Source organism: Nonomuraea corallina (assembly GCF_027620315.1).
Taxonomy (GTDB): Bacteria; Actinomycetota; Actinomycetes; order Streptosporangiales; family Streptosporangiaceae; genus Nonomuraea; species Nonomuraea corallina.
The window spans coordinates 49,633-65,047 of the sequence record NZ_JAPNNL010000009.1; the positions used below are offsets into that span (position 1 = coordinate 49,633).

A 15,415-nucleotide genomic window follows, 5' to 3' on the forward strand; every position below is an offset into this window, starting at 1 on the left:
ATGGCGTCCCGGCCGCTGGTCATGGTGGAGCGGGCGGTGCCCGAGCCCGGCCCCGGCGAGGTGCTGGTGCGGGTGGAGGCGTGCGGCGCCTGCCGCACCGACCTGCACCTGGCCGAGGGCGACCTGCCGCCGCGCGCCCCGCTGACCACGCCCGGCCACCAGGTGGTCGGCCGGGTGGTGCTGCCCGACGGGGGCGACGGCGAGCGGGTCGGGGTGGCGTGGCTGCGCTCGACCTGCGGGCGCTGCCGCTACTGCGTGCGCGGCATGGAGAACCTGTGCCCCCGGTCCACGTACACCGGCTGGGACGCGAACGGCGGGTTCGCCGACTACCTGACGGCGCGGCACGACTACGTCTACCCGCTGCCCGAGGGCGTGCCGGCCGAGCGGCTGGCGCCGCTGCTGTGCGCGGGCATCGTCGGCTACCGCGCGCTGCTCCGCTGCGACCTGCCCGAAGGCGGGCGGCTGGGCGTCTACGGTTTCGGCGCCTCGGCCCACCTGACCGCGCAGGCGGCGATCGCCATGGGGGCGACCGTGCACGTGGTGACCCGCGCGGCCCGGCACCGGGAGCTGGCGCTGGAGCTGGGCGCGGCCTCGGCGGGCGACCTGCCGCCGGAGCCGCTCGACGCGGCCATCCTGTTCGCGCCGGTCGGCGACCTGGTGCCGCCCGCCCTGGGGGCGCTGGACCGGGGCGGCACGCTCGCCGTCGCCGGCATCCACCTGAGCGACATCCCGTCGCTGAACTACGACCGCCATCTGTTCCAGGAGCGGACGCTGCGCAGCGTCACGGCCAACACGCGGGCCGACGGCCGTGCGTACCTGGAGCTGACGCGCGAGCACCCGCCGAGGGTCAGCAGCGTCGCGTACGCGTTCGAGGACGCGGGCAGGGCGCTGGCCGACATCGAAAGCGACCAGGTCAAGGGCGCCGCCGTCATTCTCGTAGGCTGAGAGCCGCCCCGGTGAAGGCGAGCGTCACGGCGACCCACGATGAAGGAAAGTTACATTAGCCTCACAGTCGCTGGAGATTATTGACGCACCTTCCGGGTGACCGTAGGGTCCGGTCAATCCCACAGATCCTCATCAGGTCCGAACTTTCCCCGGAGCGGTACATGAAGCGACTAGCAGCGGTAGTGACGTTGCTGGGCCTGACCGCCGTCACAGCGTGCAGTGGCGGCGGCACCACCAATCAGTCTTCTTCGGGCGGCGGTGGCGGCGGCGGCGGGCTCTTCACCACGATCGACGTGAACAGGCCGGGCATCGACGCCAGCGCCCCAGCGAACCCGTACAACCCGAAGGGCAACTCCTTCCTCGGGTACAACGCGATGAAGCTCGCCTGGGTCAAGAACCACCTGACCGACCCGAACCAGTTCTACCCGGGCATCGCCGAGAGCTGGGAACTCGCCCCCGACAACTCCGCGATCACCATCAAGCTGCAGCCGAACAACAAGTGGTCCGACGGCAAGCCGGTGACGGCCGAGGACGTCAAGCTGTCCATCGGCATCGCCTACACGCAGGGCAGCACCGCCTTCGCGCTCACCCCCGGCGCGGCGGGCGCGGCGGCCGAGGTCGAGGTCGTCGACGACAAGACGGTCAAGGTCACGCAGGACATGACCAACCCCAGCAGCAAGTTCGCCCGCGGCGTGCTCGACACCTTCGTGGCCCCCGCGCACATCTGGGGCAGCGTGCTGCCGACCGACTTCTGGGACAAGCTGAAGGCCTCGCGCGGTGAGGGCGCGGACGCCGAGAAGGCCCGCGAGGAGATCACCGCCCTGGGCGAGAAGATCATCACCTTCGCCCCCGAGAAGGACGTCTCCGCCGGCCCCTTCATCCTCGAGCGGGCCAACCCCGGCGAGGCGCTGCTGGTCAAGAACAAGAACTTCTACAACGCCGCCAGCGTCGCCCCGGACCAGGTGAAGTTCCTCAACTACACCGGCAACGAGCAGATCTGGAACTACCTGATCTCCGGCAAGCTGGACCACGCGGGCTTCACCGCCGCCCCGGCCGACGTGATGAACCGGATCAAGCAGGCTCCCGGCACCAACATCATCAAGGGCTACTCGCCGGTCGCCGTCGGCATGGCGTTCAACCAGACCAAGAAGCCGTACGACAACGTGCACGTGCGCCGCGGCCTGGCCTACCTGATCGACCGCGCCGAGGTCACCAAGGTCGCCTCGCCCGAGGGCGGCACCCCCGCGGTGACCACCTCCGGCATCCACCAGAAGGCCGCCCAGGAGTGGCTCGGCGCCGAGCTGAACAACCTGGAGCCGTACAACGCCGACCCGGCCAAGGCCGAGGAGGAGTTCAAGGCTGCCGGGCTGCAGAAGAAGGACGGCAAGTGGGCGCTGGCCGACGGCAGCCCGTGGAAGGTCACCATGACCGCCCCGTCCGGCTTCTCCGACTGGATCTCCGCGCAGGAGAACATCAAGGGCCAGCTCGTCGAGGCCGGCGTGGACGCCGAGGTCGTCACGGTCGCCGACTACCCGCTGTACCTGGAGGAGATCGCGGCCGGCAAGTACGACGTCGGCTTCTGGCTGATCGCCCTCGGCCCCGCGCCGTACGACATCTACCAGCGGCTCTACGGCGCCTCCAACGGCTGGACCAACGTGGCCGGCAAGATCAAGCACGCCGCGCCCGGCAAGAGCGGCAACTGGATGGGCGGCGCCGAGAAGGTCGAGGTCGACGGCACCGAGATCAACCCGGGTGAGCTCACCGGCAAGCTGAACTCGGTCAGCGCCGAGGAGGCCAAGCCGATCATGCTCCAGCTGGCCAAGGCCGCCAACCAGGACCTGCCGGTCATCCAGCTCTGGGACTACGTGAACACCCAGTTCACCAACACCAGCCGGTTCACCGGCTTCCCCGAGCAGGACTCCGACCTGCTGCGCCTGCCCGCGGGAGTCTGGATCCAGCTCGGCATGGTCAAGAAGTCCTCGTAAGCATGACGGTCATCGCACGGCGTCTCGCGGGCCACCTGGCCCGCGGGATCGTCATGGTTCTCGTCGTCGCCACGATCAGCTTCTTCATCGTCCGCAACATCCCCGGCGACCCCGTCGCGGCGCGGTACCAGAAGCTGCTGGAGCAGGGCATGTCGCCCGAGGCCGCCGAGCGGGCCACAGCGGTGATGTACGGGTTCCTGCCCAAGGGCACGCTGTGGGAGCAGTACGCCGACTACATGACGGGCCTGTTCCGGTTCGACCTCGGCGTCTCCGTCACCCACCCCGGCTCCCCCGTGACGTCGGTGCTGGGCGAGGCGGCCAAGTGGACCGTTCTACCGGTGCTGGCAGGGACGCTGCTGAGCTTCCTGGTGGGCGTGATCATGGGCGTGTACGCGGCCATCAAGCGCTCCGGCAAGCTCGGCGACTTCCTGGCCATCTCCGGCTCGCTGCTGCACGGCGTGCCGCAGTACGTGCTGGCGCTGCTGATGGGCGCGATCTTCACCACGCTCATCCCGGTCCTGCCGCAGGGCGGCACCGCCGACATCCTGTTCGAGCCGGGGTTCAACGCCGGCTACATCGGCTCGCTGATCGAGCACGCCACGCTGCCGGTCGTCACGTACGCGCTGGCCAGCTACGGCGGCTGGATCCTGGCCATGAAGTCGAGCGTCGTCACCGTGCTCGGCGACGACTTCATCCTCGCGGCCGAGCTGCGCGGGATGAAGCGGACGATCATCTTCAGGTACGTCGCGCGCAACGCGATCCTGCCGCTGTTCACGATCCTGGCGCTCTCGCTGGGCCTGCTGTTCGGCGGCGCGATCTTCATCGAGAAGATCTTCAACTATCCCGGGCTCGGGTTCCTGCTCATCGACAGCGTCGTCAACCGCGACTACGCGCTGATGGGCGGCGCGTTCCTGCTCATCACGGCGGCGATCATCGTGGCCAACATCCTGGCCGACCTGTTCTACACGGTCATCGACCCCCGGGTCCGCTCCGGTGAGGAGGCGTCGGCGTGAGCAGCGCGATCCTGGAGACCACCAGCACGGCGGCGACCATGCGCCGCAACTTCTGGCGCGGCGTGTGGCGCGTGATGAAGCGCAAGCCCAGCCGCCTGGTCGGCGCCGTCATCGTGCTCGGCTTCGCGTTCATGGGCGTGTTCGGGCCGATGTTCTACCCCGACGTGCTGCCGCGCGACACGAGCCGGCTGTACGCGCCGATGAGCGCCGAGCACTGGTTCGGCACCGACGGGCAGGGCCGCGACGTGCTCGCCCAGGTCATCACCGGCTCCCGGTACGTGCTGCTGAGCGCCCTGGTCACCGCCGTGATCACGGTGGTGCTCGGCACCGCGATCGGGCTGTTCTCCGGCTTCAAGCGGGGCCGCTGGGACACCGTGCTGATGCGGCTCACCGACATGAAGCTGACCATCCCCGGGCTGCCGCTGCTGCTCGTGCTGTCCACCGTGTGGTCGTTCGGCAGCGCGATCGAGATGGGGCTGCTGCTGGGGCTGCTCGGCTGGGGCGGCGTGGCGCGGGCGGTGCGCTCGCAGACGCTGTCGCTGCGCGAGCGCGGCTTCATCGAGGCGGCGCGCGGGCTCGGCCTGTCCACCACCCACATCGTGGGCAAGGAGCTGCTGCCCAGCATGGCCCCGTACATCGCGATGAACATGCTCATCGCGGTCACCGGCGCCGTGTACGCGCAGGTGGGCCTGTTCTTCCTGGGCGTGCTCCCGTACGAGGCGGACAACTGGGGCGTCATGCTCAACCTGTCCGTGTTCGGCGGAGGGGCGCTCACGACGACCGCCGCGCTGCCGTACATGCTGGCGCCGCTGCTGGCGATCCTGCTGCTGACGCTCGGCATCGTGCTCGTGGTGGACGCCATGGACGAGATCTTCAACCCCCGGCTGCGTGAGGAGTAGGAGTGCCAGGACAAGCGCCGGGAGTGCGCATCGACGGTCTGACCGTCGTCTACAAGACGCCGGCGGGCGAGCTGCCCGCCGTACGCGACGTCAGCCTGAGGCTGGAGCCCGGCACGATCACCGGCATCGTCGGCGAGTCCGGCTCCGGCAAGTCGACGCTCGCGCTGTCGCTGCTCAACGCGGTGCAGCCGCCCGGCCGCATCGCGGCGGGCAGCGTGGACATCGACGGGCTGGGCGACGTGGTCGGGCTGCGCGGCGAGGAGCTGCGCAAGGCGCGCGGCCGGCACGTCGGGTACGTGTTCCAGGCCGCCCAGAACTCCCTCAACCCGCTCAAGACGGTCGGCAAGCAGGTGCTCGACCTGGGCCGCTCGCACGGCGTGGAGGACCTGCGCGGGCTGGTCCGCGACGCCAAGGAGCTGCTCGGCCGGATGGGCCTGGACGGGGCCAGGGTGCTCGACTCGCACCAGCACGAGCTGTCGGGCGGCATGCGCCAGCGCGTCGGCATCATGCTGGCGCTGGTGCTCAACGCCCACCTGGTGGTGCTGGACGAGCCGACCACCGCGCTCGACATGATCACCCAGGCGAACATCCTGAAGATCGTCCGCGAGGTGCACGCCGAGCGCGGCCTGACCACGCTGGTGATCACGCACGACATCGGGGTGGTGGCCGAGGTCGCCGACCGGCTCGCGGTCATGTACGGCGGCAGGCTGGTCGAGCAGGGGCCGACCAGGCAGGTGCTCGGCGACCCCCGTCACCCCTACACGAAGGGCCTGATCAGGGCCATCCCGAGGCTGACCGGCGACATCTCCGAGGCGCGGGCGCTGCCCGGCCGGCCGCCCACGCTGGCGACCGTGCCGGAGCGGGGCTGCGTGTTCAGGGACCGGTGCGAGCTGCGGATGGACGTCTGCGAGACCGACGACCCGGCGGCGACCGCGCACGGGGACCGGATCGTGGCCTGCCACGCGGTGAAGGTGAGGGAGCACGCGTGATCACCGGAGAAGGCATCGTCAAGACCTTCAAGCAGCGGGGCAACGTGCTCGGCGCGCGCGAGGTGCGGGCGCTGCGCGGGGTGGACTTCGCCATCCCCAAGGGCGGCGCGGCCTCGTTCATCGGCGAGTCCGGATGCGGCAAGACGACGCTCGGGCGGATCATCGCCGGCCTGGAGACGTACGACGCGGGCGAGCTGACCGTGGACGGACTGGCCATGTCGGCGCTGAAGCCCAAGCAGCGCCAGCCGCACTTCCGCAAGATCCAGCTGATCCACCAGGACCCGTACTCGGCGCTGAACCCGACCCGCACCATCCACCAGACGCTCAACGCCCCGCTGACCCTGCGCGCCAAGCAGACCGGCCGGTCCAAGGCGTGGATCGAGGAGCGGGCGGCCGAGGTGCTGTCGCTGGTGGGGCTCGATCCGGGCAGCGTGCTGGCCCGCTACCCGCACCAGCTGTCGGGCGGCATGCGCCAGCGCGTCGTCATCGCGCGGGCGCTCACCGTGGACCCGGAGATGCTCGTCGCCGACGAGGCCGTGTCCATGATCGACGTTTCGCTCCGGCTGGGCATCCTGGCGCTGCTCAAGGACCTGCGCGAGCGGCTCGGTGTGGCGGTGCTGTTCATCACCCACGACGTGGCCACCTCCCGCTACATCGGCGACGACGGCGAGCTGTACGTGATCTACCGGGGCCAGGTCGTCGAGCGCGGCCCGGTGGACACGGTCATCGCCGACCCGGTGCACCCGTACACGCAGTCGCTGCTGTCGGCGATCCCGGTGCTGCACGGCCTGGAGCGGCCGGGCGAGCAGCCGGTGGCCCCGGTGGAGTCGATGGAGGACGGCCAGGACGAGTCCGGCTGCCTGTTCGCGCCCCGCTGCCCGTTCCGCGGCGAGCGCTGCGGCGAACGGCCCCTGCTGCAGGTGACGGAGGGCATTGCGCAGGAGCACGCGTGCTTCTACCCCGAACGGCGCAGCGTCGTGGCGCGGCCGATGAGCGAGGTGTGAGGTGACCTCCCCCGTGACCGGCCAACCGGGCGACCACGGCGACCACGGCGGCCACGAGCCCGGCCGACCGGGCCGCGCGTCTTCCCCTGTGGACGGTGTGGAGGCGGTCCGGGTGCTGCGCAAGCTGCGCGGCGCCGATCTGGCGCGGGCCCGCGAGGTGGCGCGGGCGGCGCTGACCCATGACGCCGACGAGGCCGGGGCGCTGGTGGAGCGGCTGGCCGCGCCGCCGGCCAACCGCCGCTGGGCCGCGCTGGTGGACGACGGCGGGCTCGCCATGGCGTCGATGTCCACCGCCGACCCGGCCGTCGGCCACGTCGACCTGCTCGCCGTCCACCCCGGCCACCAGGGCCGGGGCCACGGCCGGGCGCTGCTGCGCGCCGCCGAGGGGTGGCTGCGCCGGGAGGGCGCCCGCGAGGTCCGCCTGGCCGGCAACCCGCCCTGCTACGCCTGGCCCGGCGTCGACGTGCGCTACACGCCCGCCGCCTGCCTGGCCGAGAGCCTCGGCTACGAGCGCTACCGCACCGCCTGGAACATGACCGCCGACCTTGCCCCGGACCTGGACCCGGACCTGGACGCCGGGCTGGACACCGGGCTGGACACCGGGCTGGACACCGGGCTGGACACGGGCCTGGGCACCGGGCGGGACACGGGTCTGGGTACGGAGGCCGACGTGGCGCGGCTGGCCGGGCTGGGCATCGAGGTGCGCGCCGCCGGCGACGACCGGGGGCGGGTGGCGGAGTTCGCCCGCGAGCACTGGAACGAGTCCTGGGCCTGGGAGGCGGTCCACGCCACCGGGCTGCACTACGCCGAGCGCGACGGCCGCGTGCTGGCCTTCGCCGCCTGGGGCGCGCGTCCGTCCTGGTTCGGGCCGATGGGCACCGCGCCCGAGGCCCGCGGCACCGGTCTGGGCCGGGTGCTGCTGCGGCGCTGCCTGGCCGACATGCGCGCGGCCGGGCAGCGGACCGCCCAGATCGGCTGGGTCGGCCCGCTGCGGTTCTACGCGCGCGCCGTCGGCGCCCGCGCCGAGCGCGTCTTCTGGCTGTACGGGCGCGAACTGGCGTGATGTCAGCCGTAGAGGAGCGGTCCATCGGGGGGAGCGGGGTCGGCGCACAGGCGGCGCGGGTCCTCCCCGGCGTCCAGGCACCGGGCCAGGCTGTCGGACCCCCACAGGCGGTTCAGGAACAGGTCGTGCTCGTCCCATCGCAGGTGCCCGGGGTAGAGGGCGCGCGCCACGTGCAGCATGCTCACCCCGGTCAGCACCGGCCGGAACGCCACCGGGTCGTGCACGTGCAGCTGCACTCCCCGTACCGGGACGCCGGCGTGCTTGTGGAAGGTGGGCGTGAACCACGTCTCCCTGAACCGCACGCCGGGCAGGCCGAGCGCGGCCAGCGCGGGCGCGAACCGTTCGTCGACGTAGGGGGCGCCGACCAGTTCGAAGGGGCGGGTGGTGCCGCGGCCCTCGGAGAAGTTCGTGCCTTCGAAGAGCCCGGTCCCCGGGTAGACGAGCGCGGTGTCGGGGGTGGGCATGTTGACCGACGGCATCACCCAGGGCAGTCCGGTCGCGGCGAACGCCATGTCCCGCCGCCAGCCCTCCATGGTGACCACGCGCAGGTCGGCGTCGAAGCCGAACAGGGTCGCCAGCTCCCCCACGGTCCTGCCGTGGCGCAGCGGCAGCGGGAAGCGGCCCACGAAGCTCGCGTGGGCCGGGTCGAGCGGCGGGCCCTCGGTGACGGTCCCGCCGAGCGGGTTCGGCCGGTCCAGCACCACGAACCGCAGTCCCAGCCGGGAGGCCGAGGCCAGCAGGTCGTACATGGTCCACACGTAGGTGTAGAAACGGGCGCCCACGTCCGCGATGTCGAACACGAGCGTGTCCACGCCGGAGCGGTCCAGCAGCGCGTCCAGGGCCTCGCCGTCGATCTGGTGGGTGTCGTGGACCGGCAGCCCCGTCCTGGCGTCCACGGCGTCCGTCTCGCCGAAACCCGCCTGCGCGGTGCCGCGGACGCCGTGCTCGGGACCGAACAGCGCCGTCAGCGGCACGCCGGACGCCAGCAGCGCGTCTGCGGTGGGGGTCAGATCGGGAAGGACTCCGGTGGGGTTGGTGATGAGGCCGAGGCGCTCGCCGCCTGCCAGCGACGGGTCCGCGGCCAGCCGTTCGGCTCCGGTGCGTACGTAGGACATGCACCCCATTGTCTGAAAGATATTTACAAGAGAGAAGTAGAGGGTGGAAATTAGCGTCATGATTGATCCGCTACCCGAGCTGTCCACCGAGCAGAGCGACCCCCGCTACAGCCAGATCGACCGGCTGCCCACGCGGCAGATCGCCCGGTTGATGAACCAGGCGGACGCCGCGGTGCCGGCGGCCGTGGCCATCGTCATCCCGGCCATCTCCGACGCGATCGACGCGATCGCCGAGCGGATGGGGAAGGGAGGCAGGCTGCTGTACGTCGGCGCGGGCACGTCGGGCCGGCTCGCCGTGCTGGACGCCTCCGAGTGCCCGCCGACGTTCGGCACCGACCCGGAGCTGGTGCAGGGCGTCATCGCGGGCGGACAGGAGGCGCTCACCCGCTCGGTCGAGGGCGCCGAGGACGACGCGGAGGCGGGCGCCGCCGCGCTGGTGGCGCTGGAGGTGGGCCCGCTGGACTCGGTGGTGGGAGTCTCGGCCAGCGGGCGCGCTCCTTTCGTGCTGGGCGCGCTGGCGGAGGCGGCCCGGCGGCAGGCGCTGACCGTCGGCCTGTCGTGCAACGAGGACTCGCCGCTGTCGGCCGCCGCCGAGCACCCCATCGAGGTGGTGGTCGGCCCCGAGGTGGTCGCGGGCTCGACCAGGCTCAAGGCGGGGACCGCCCAGAAGCTGGTGCTCAACATGATCTCGACGATCTCGATGGTCCGGCTCGGCCGCACCTACGGGAACGAGATGATCGAGATGTCGGCGATGAACAGCAAGCTGGCCTCGCGCGCGGTGCGCATGGTCAGCGACATCACCGGCGCCGGCGCGGAGGAGGCCGGCCGCGCGCTGGCCGAGGCGGACGGCCAGGCCAAGGTGGCGGTGCTGATGATCAGGCACAAGCTGGACGCGGAGCGCGCCCGCGCGCTGCTGCGTTCCCACGGGGAGCGGCTCAGCGACGCGCTGAGCGGCTGACGGGGATCTCCTCACCACCGGGGACTCGATTCCCGACGTGGGGGCTGTGGACGCGACGGTCGTCGGTCCGGGGACTCGGTTCGGGGGTTGTCGGTTCGGGGGTCTCGACTCGGGGGTTGTCAACTCGGGGGTTGTCGACGTGAGTTTGTTTCGACGTACGGGGAGGCAAGGGATGTCCGACCGGCTGGACGCAATTCTCGCGGAGGCGGTGCCGACGGTGTGCCCGGCGGCCGTCGCGGTGATCGCGGTGGACGGCGCCGTCGTGGCGGCCGCGGCCGCCGGCGAGCTGGTGCGCTACGCCGACGCCGCGTTCACGCTCGCCGGGGACAGGCCGCCCGCCACCCGCGGGTCCGTCTTCGACCTGGCCTCGATCAGCAAGCTGTTCACCACGGCCGCCATCCTGTCGCTGACCGAGGAAGGCGCGCTGAGCCTGGACGAGCCGGTGGCGGCCTGGCTGCCCGGCCCCGACCGGCGGATCACGCTGCGCCGCCTGTTGACGCACACGGCGGGGTTCCAGCCCACCCGCCGCATCGACCTGGAGCTGCCGGACGCCGATGCGGACGCCCGCCTGGCGGCCATGATCGACACGCCGGTGACGGGTCCGATAGGCGGCCCCTACGTGTATTCGGACGTGGGTCTGGTGATGGCGGGCCGGGTGGCGGAAGCGGCCTCCGGCGCCTCCCTGGACGAGCTGGTCCGCACGCGCGTGACCGGGCCGCTGGGCCTGACCGCCACGGGCTACCGCCCGCTCCCCCGCGACCGCGCCGGCGAGCCGCCGGCCGATCCGGCCCGCGTCGCCGCCACCGAGTGGAAGCCCGAACGGCCGGGCCCCGGCTGCGTGCGGGGTGAGGTGCACGACGAGACCTCGTACGCGCTCGGCGGCGTCGCCGGGCACGCCGGGGTCTTCGGGACCGCGGACGACGTGCTGGCGCTCGGCGAGGCGCTCCGGCTGGGCGGCGCGGCGGCGCTGCGCCCGGAGACCGTGGCCGAGATGCTGCGCGACCAGGGCGTGACCGGCGCGCCGTTCCGGCACGGGCTCGGGGTCCGGCTCGGCGACCCGGGCATCGTCGGCCCGCTGCACGACGCGTACGGCCATTCCGGCTTCACCGGCACCTCGCTGGTCGTCTCCCCGTCCCGCCGCGTGACGGCGGTCCTGCTGACGAACGCCGTGCACCCGGTGCGCGGCCGCCCCGGCATCCGCGAGCTCCGCACCGCGGTCGCGACGGAGGCCCTGCGCCTCGCGTCCTGACGACCGACCGCGCCGCACCGGGCCTCATGGCGGGAGGCTCGCGCCCGGCCGGCGCGCACGTCCCGGCGAGCCGTCCCCCGCCGCCACAGCGTCAGGGCGGCTCGGCGCGCACCACCCTGCCGCCCTGACGAGCCACCCGCCGCCGCCACGGCGTCAGGCGGATGGGGCCAGGGCTTCCAGGAGTTCCTCGGCGTGGCGCAGCGCCTCCGCCGGGTCGGCGGTGACGACGTGCGGGTCGAAGTTGAGGTCGTGGAACAGGTCGGTCACGCCCTGTTCGGCGAGCCACGCGACGTCGTCCCTGATCTCCTCCAGGGTGCCCGTCAGCCGCCGCCGCTCACCCGGCTCCGGCCGCACCCGGGTGACGCCCCGGCAGACGAACCGCAGCGCTCCCGGGTCGCGCCCGGCCTCCTCGGCCGCCGACTTCACCAGGGCGATGCGCGCCGCGATGCCCGACAGGTCCTCGCGGCTGGAGCTCACCCACCCGTCGGCCAGCCGCCCGGCCCGGCGCAGCGCCACCTCGGCCGTGCCGCCCAGCAGGATCGGCGGCGGCGCCGGCGACGGTTTCGGGTCGGCGTGCGACGGCGAGATCCGGTAGAACTCGCCCCGGTGCTCCACGACCTCGGCGCCCCACATCATGCGCAGCACCTCGACGAACTCCTCGCCCCGGCGCCCGCGCCGCGCCGGGTCCACCCCGGCGGCCTCGAACTCCTCCGGCACCCAGCCGAGCCCCAGCCCGGCCGTGAGCCTGCCGCGCGAGACGGTCTGCAGGGTGGCGAGCTGCTTGGCCAGCGGCACCGGCTGCAGGAACGCGTTGACGACCGCCACCCCGAGCCGGATCCGCTCGGTGATCCCGGCCAGGTAGGCGAGGGTGATCAGCGGGTCGTGCACGCTGCGGTAGGTCGGCCCCATGGGGTGCCCGACGGGGTAGAGCATGCGCTGGAAGGTCCACAGCTCGTGGTAGCCGAGCCGCTCCGCCCTGGTGGCGACCGCGCGCATGGCCTCTGGTGTGGCCCATGCCCCGGCCTGGGGCACGGCGAATCCGATTCTCGTGGCTCCTCCGCTCCCTACCGGGGAGCCGCCGGCCTCGCCCCGGCCGGGCCGGGCGGCGCGACGGGCCCCCGCGCTCACAGGTGATCACAGGGAATCTATCAGGGAGGCCCGGCCCTCCCCCTCGCCGGACCTGATCGTTCTACGCTGTACGCGTGGTTCTTGAGGCGGAGCTGGCCGGCGTCGCCGGCACGTACGGGGGCAGCGGCGATCCGGTGCGCCACCAGACGCGTTCCGACTCGGTCGTGGTGCGCCGCGGCGAGGTGGTGGTGAAGGCGCACTCCGTGCGCGACGACGTGCCCGGCCTGCGCGCGCGCTTACGCGCCTGCGCGTCCCCGGAGCTGGCCGGGGTGATGCTGGCGCCGCTGGTGCCCGAGGTGCTGATGGTGGCGGGCCGGGCCGTGACGGTCTGGCCGGCGGGCCGCCCGATCGGGCGGGACGAGACGGAGACGGCTCCCTGGGAGGAGGGCGCGCGCCTGCTGGCCCGGCTGCACGCGGCGCCTCTCACGTCGCTGCCGGCGCTGCCCGAGGCCGGCGGTCCCGGCAGGGCGGCCGGGGCGGTGCGCCGGCTGGAGGGCGACGGGCCGGTGGAGCGGCTGATCCGGCGGACGTTCCAGGAGCTGCCCGAGCCGGAGGCGGGGCCCGCGCTGCTCACCCACGGCGACTGGCATCTGGGGCAGCTCGTGCTGCGAGACCGGTGGCTGCTCATCGACCCCGACGATCTCGGGGTGGGCGACCCGGCGTGGGACCTGGCCAGGCCGGCGGCCTGGTACGCGGCGGGCCTGCTCGATCCGGAGGTCTGGGACCGCTTCCTGGGCGCCTATCTGGCGGCGGGCGGTCCGGCGCTGGGCGACGGCGACCCGTGGCGCCGCCTCGACCTGCCCGCCAGGGCGGTCACCGCCCAGCTCGCCGCCGTCGCGCTGGGCCATGCCCGCCGGGAGCGCCGGGAACTGGACGAGGCGGAGCAGTCGTTGATCGAGGCGTGCGGCAGGATCGTCCGAGCGTGACGGGGCCGCGCGCGGTAGGTTTCAGCCAGGACCACGAGGCCAAGGAGTGCGTGTAGATGCAATGCCCTAAGTGCCGCGGCAACATGCGGACGTACGAGCGTAACGGTGTTCACATCGAGCAGTGCGACCAGTGCCGGGGGATCTTCCTCGACTACGGCGAGCTCGAGACCCTGAGCCGCATGGAGGCGGCCTACCACGCCGCTCCCCCGCCGCCGGCGCCCGGTCCGGCCTGGGGCGCTCCTCACCACCCCGGCGGCCACTACGGGCACAAGCGCCACCAGCGCGGCTGGGTGGGCATGCTCTTCTCCAGCTGACCAGCGGGCAGGGGGTCCACCGGCCCCCTGCCGTCTCCTCCTCAGGCCGGGAAGTCGTCCGGGTCGACCTTCGAGGTCGGGGCGTTGCCGCCGGTGATCGCGTGCAGCGTGATCCGCCAGTCGTGCCAGAGGATCTGGGTGGCGGTGTAGGTGGTCTTGAACTTCACCGGCTTCTGGAAGCGCTCGAAGCTGCACTCCCGGGTGAACGCGCCGCTCTTGCCGTCCCAGTCGACGCCGTGCGTGAAGTAGATCCGGTAGGTGCCGTCGCTCACGCCACTGATCTTGAACTTGCCCTTCTTGCGCACGTACACGCTGTAGACCTTGGACTTGCCGCGCACCAGGCTGACCACCGCGTCGCGGGTGCCGCCGTTGTGGATCTGCAGCGAGCTGCGGCCGCCGCCCGAGCCCTGGCGCAGCCACTGGCCGTTGCGCAGCCGCCGGCTCTGCTTGTTCGCCGCCTTCACCGACACGATGTCGGCCTGGTAGTCGCCGGCGTCCTCCAGCGCCTCGCCGGCCCGGTCGAGCGCGGCGAGAGAGTCGTCCAGATCGGTGAAGACGGCGCCGGGGGTGCACAGGTTCCCGGTGCCCACCCTGGTCGCCGACGTGCCGAGCCGGAGCGCCACCTCGCGCAGGCTCTCGACGTACGCCTGGTGCTGGGGCTGGATCTCGGGGGGCGGGCTGAGCGCGGCCAGCTCGTCGACGGCGCCCTGCAGGGTCTCCTGGGCCTTCACCACGCGCTGGTCGAGCGCCTTCAGCGAGCGCGCGCCCGCCAGGGACTTGATCGCCTTGCTCATGTCGTCGTGACGGCCGCCGAGCTCGCTCTTGTACGCTTCGGCGGTCAGTGCCGTGGGCGCGGGCGTCGCCGGAGTGGCCGGGTCCGCGCTGGGTGCCGCGCCGTCGCCCGCGACCCCGCTCGCGCGGGGTTCTCCACCGGTGATGGGGGGAGCCGAGCTGCAGGCGGTTCCGACCGTGAGCGCCGCCAGGGCGAGCAGACAGGGGAAGATCCGAGGGGCAGACACCTGCCACACTATCGCCCGCTTTATCCCCCCACGTCAATCTACGTCCCGGCCACTCCTCGCCGCCGGCTCCGGTGCGCCGCCACGTTGACCCGGTTGGCACAGGCGAGAGAACAGAACCGCCTGCGCCCGTTGCGCGAGGTGTCGACGTAGACGGTCCGGCAGCCCTCGCGGTCGCAGCGGCCGAGCCTGCTCCCGTCGGAGAAGCAGATCGCCATGGCCAGGCCGCCCGCGGTGGTCTCCTTGGCCCTGGCCGCGATGTCTCCGTCGAGGGAGGAGAAGTGCAGGTGGGGCTCCTTGCCGTCGTGCGCGCTCACGAACGGTTTGACCGCGGTGATCTCCAGCAGGTCGTTGACCAGGGCGATCTGCTTGGCGACCGCGGGCTCGCCGAAGACCGGGTCGAGCCGGCGGGCCCACTCCCGCAGCTCCGCGGCCTGGCCCGGGGTCATCGCGGTGCGCAGCATCTCGTGCTCGGCCAGCAGCGCGGCGAGCGGCCCCGGACGGAAGTCGGTGGCGTTGACCAGGGCCGCCGAGAGAGCCGCGCCGTTGCCTCCGTAAGTATTGAAATGCATAAGGCCATTACATCAGGGTGGGCGCATGAGTTCCCGACATCTTCACGACCCGTTCGCGATGACCGTCGTCTCCACGCACGCCACCTCCGACGGCGTGGTGTCCTACCTCCGGTGCGCCTGCGGCGCCTGGGAGGTGCGCGGCTCCGCCCTGGTGGGCACGGCGAGGAGCCGCGGGCCGCACCCGTCGACTCCGGGAGCGCACTCCGCCTAGAGTCTCCTCCAAACCCCTAGGAGGTCAG

16 protein-coding genes are annotated in these 15,415 nt (G+C 72.5%); 12 read left to right on the top strand and 4 right to left on the bottom strand.

Translation table 11 applies throughout. The annotated features are described in order from the left end of the window. The 7 genes from OUY22_RS04155 (at window position 1) to OUY22_RS04185 (ending at window position 7,898) form a co-directional block, all read left to right on the top strand. The gene (locus OUY22_RS04155; RefSeq protein WP_408638107.1) at window positions 1–945 is read left to right on the top strand and encodes a zinc-binding alcohol dehydrogenase family protein; all 945 of its coding nucleotides are present in this window, start codon (window positions 1–3) and stop codon (window positions 943–945) included. Between the two features lie 161 nt (window positions 946–1,106). Continuing rightward, complete coding sequence (locus OUY22_RS04160) at window positions 1,107–2,930, top strand: ABC transporter substrate-binding protein (RefSeq protein ID WP_270153375.1); 1,824 nt, start codon at window positions 1,107–1,109, stop codon at window positions 2,928–2,930. Window positions 2,931–2,932: 2 nt separating this feature from the next. Further along, window positions 2,933–3,943: an ABC transporter permease gene (locus OUY22_RS04165; protein WP_270153376.1), complete on the top strand. Its 1,011-nt coding sequence runs from the start codon at window positions 2,933–2,935 to the stop codon at window positions 3,941–3,943. Next, window positions 3,940–4,842 carry an ABC transporter permease gene (locus OUY22_RS04170; RefSeq protein WP_270153377.1) on the top strand — a complete coding sequence of 301 codons (903 nt, stop codon included), beginning with the start codon at window positions 3,940–3,942 and terminating at the stop codon, window positions 4,840–4,842. The genes OUY22_RS04165 and OUY22_RS04170 overlap by 4 nt, the downstream gene beginning before the upstream one ends. 2 nt (window positions 4,843–4,844) lie before the next feature. Then, a complete protein-coding gene (locus OUY22_RS04175; RefSeq protein WP_270153378.1) occupies window positions 4,845–5,831 on the top strand; it encodes an ABC transporter ATP-binding protein in 987 nt (328 codons plus the stop codon). Continuing rightward, on the top strand, window positions 5,828–6,835 hold the full coding sequence (locus tag OUY22_RS04180; RefSeq protein WP_270153379.1) for an ABC transporter ATP-binding protein: 1,008 nt from the start codon (window positions 5,828–5,830) through the stop codon (window positions 6,833–6,835). Before OUY22_RS04175 ends, OUY22_RS04180 begins: the two co-directional genes overlap by 4 nt. 13 nt (window positions 6,836–6,848) lie before the next feature. Next, on the top strand, window positions 6,849–7,898 hold the full coding sequence (locus tag OUY22_RS04185; RefSeq protein ID WP_270153380.1) for a GNAT family N-acetyltransferase: 1,050 nt from the start codon (window positions 6,849–6,851) through the stop codon (window positions 7,896–7,898). Window positions 7,899–7,900: 2 nt separating this feature from the next. Here OUY22_RS04185 and OUY22_RS04190 read toward each other — a convergent pair whose 3' ends face one another. Continuing rightward, window positions 7,901–9,013: an exo-beta-N-acetylmuramidase NamZ family protein gene (locus OUY22_RS04190; protein ID WP_270153381.1), complete on the bottom strand. Its 1,113-nt coding sequence runs from the start codon at window positions 9,011–9,013 to the stop codon at window positions 7,901–7,903. A 58-nt stretch (window positions 9,014–9,071) separates the two neighbouring features. On the opposite strand from OUY22_RS04190, the gene murQ reads away from it, so the two are divergent. Next, entirely contained in the window at window positions 9,072–9,971 is a 900-nt protein-coding gene (gene murQ, locus OUY22_RS04195; protein WP_270153382.1) for an N-acetylmuramic acid 6-phosphate etherase, read from the top strand. A gap of 172 nt (window positions 9,972–10,143) precedes the next feature. Then, window positions 10,144–11,220: a serine hydrolase domain-containing protein gene (locus tag OUY22_RS04200; protein ID WP_270153383.1), complete on the top strand. Its 1,077-nt coding sequence runs from the start codon at window positions 10,144–10,146 to the stop codon at window positions 11,218–11,220. A gap of 153 nt (window positions 11,221–11,373) precedes the next feature. On the opposite strand, the gene OUY22_RS04205 is transcribed toward OUY22_RS04200, so the two are convergent. Continuing rightward, on the bottom strand, window positions 11,374–12,252 hold the full coding sequence (locus OUY22_RS04205; protein WP_270153384.1) for a TIGR03619 family F420-dependent LLM class oxidoreductase: 879 nt from the start codon (window positions 12,250–12,252) through the stop codon (window positions 11,374–11,376). Window positions 12,253–12,422: 170 nt separating this feature from the next. Between OUY22_RS04205 and OUY22_RS04210 the strand changes: the two genes are divergently transcribed. Together OUY22_RS04210 and OUY22_RS04215 are read left to right on the top strand one after the other, a co-directional pair. After that, complete coding sequence (locus OUY22_RS04210; RefSeq protein ID WP_270153385.1) at window positions 12,423–13,274, top strand: phosphotransferase family protein; 852 nt, start codon at window positions 12,423–12,425, stop codon at window positions 13,272–13,274. Between the two features lie 56 nt (window positions 13,275–13,330). Further along, entirely contained in the window at window positions 13,331–13,588 is a 258-nt protein-coding gene (locus tag OUY22_RS04215; RefSeq protein WP_270153386.1) for a TFIIB-type zinc ribbon-containing protein, read from the top strand. Between the two features lie 41 nt (window positions 13,589–13,629). Here OUY22_RS04215 and OUY22_RS04220 read toward each other — a convergent pair whose 3' ends face one another. Further along, on the bottom strand, window positions 13,630–14,607 hold the full coding sequence (locus OUY22_RS04220; protein ID WP_270153387.1) for a hypothetical protein: 978 nt from the start codon (window positions 14,605–14,607) through the stop codon (window positions 13,630–13,632). Window positions 14,608–14,645: 38 nt separating this feature from the next. Next, window positions 14,646–15,176, bottom strand: coding sequence for a CGNR zinc finger domain-containing protein (locus tag OUY22_RS04225; protein WP_270153388.1), 531 nt, complete (start codon window positions 15,174–15,176; stop codon window positions 14,646–14,648). Window positions 15,177–15,201: 25 nt separating this feature from the next. On the opposite strand from OUY22_RS04225, the gene OUY22_RS04230 reads away from it, so the two are divergent. Continuing rightward, window positions 15,202–15,387 (top strand): hypothetical protein, encoded by a 186-nt coding sequence (locus OUY22_RS04230; RefSeq protein WP_270153389.1) that lies wholly within the window; start codon window positions 15,202–15,204, stop codon window positions 15,385–15,387. Window positions 15,388–15,415 lie beyond the last annotated feature (28 nt).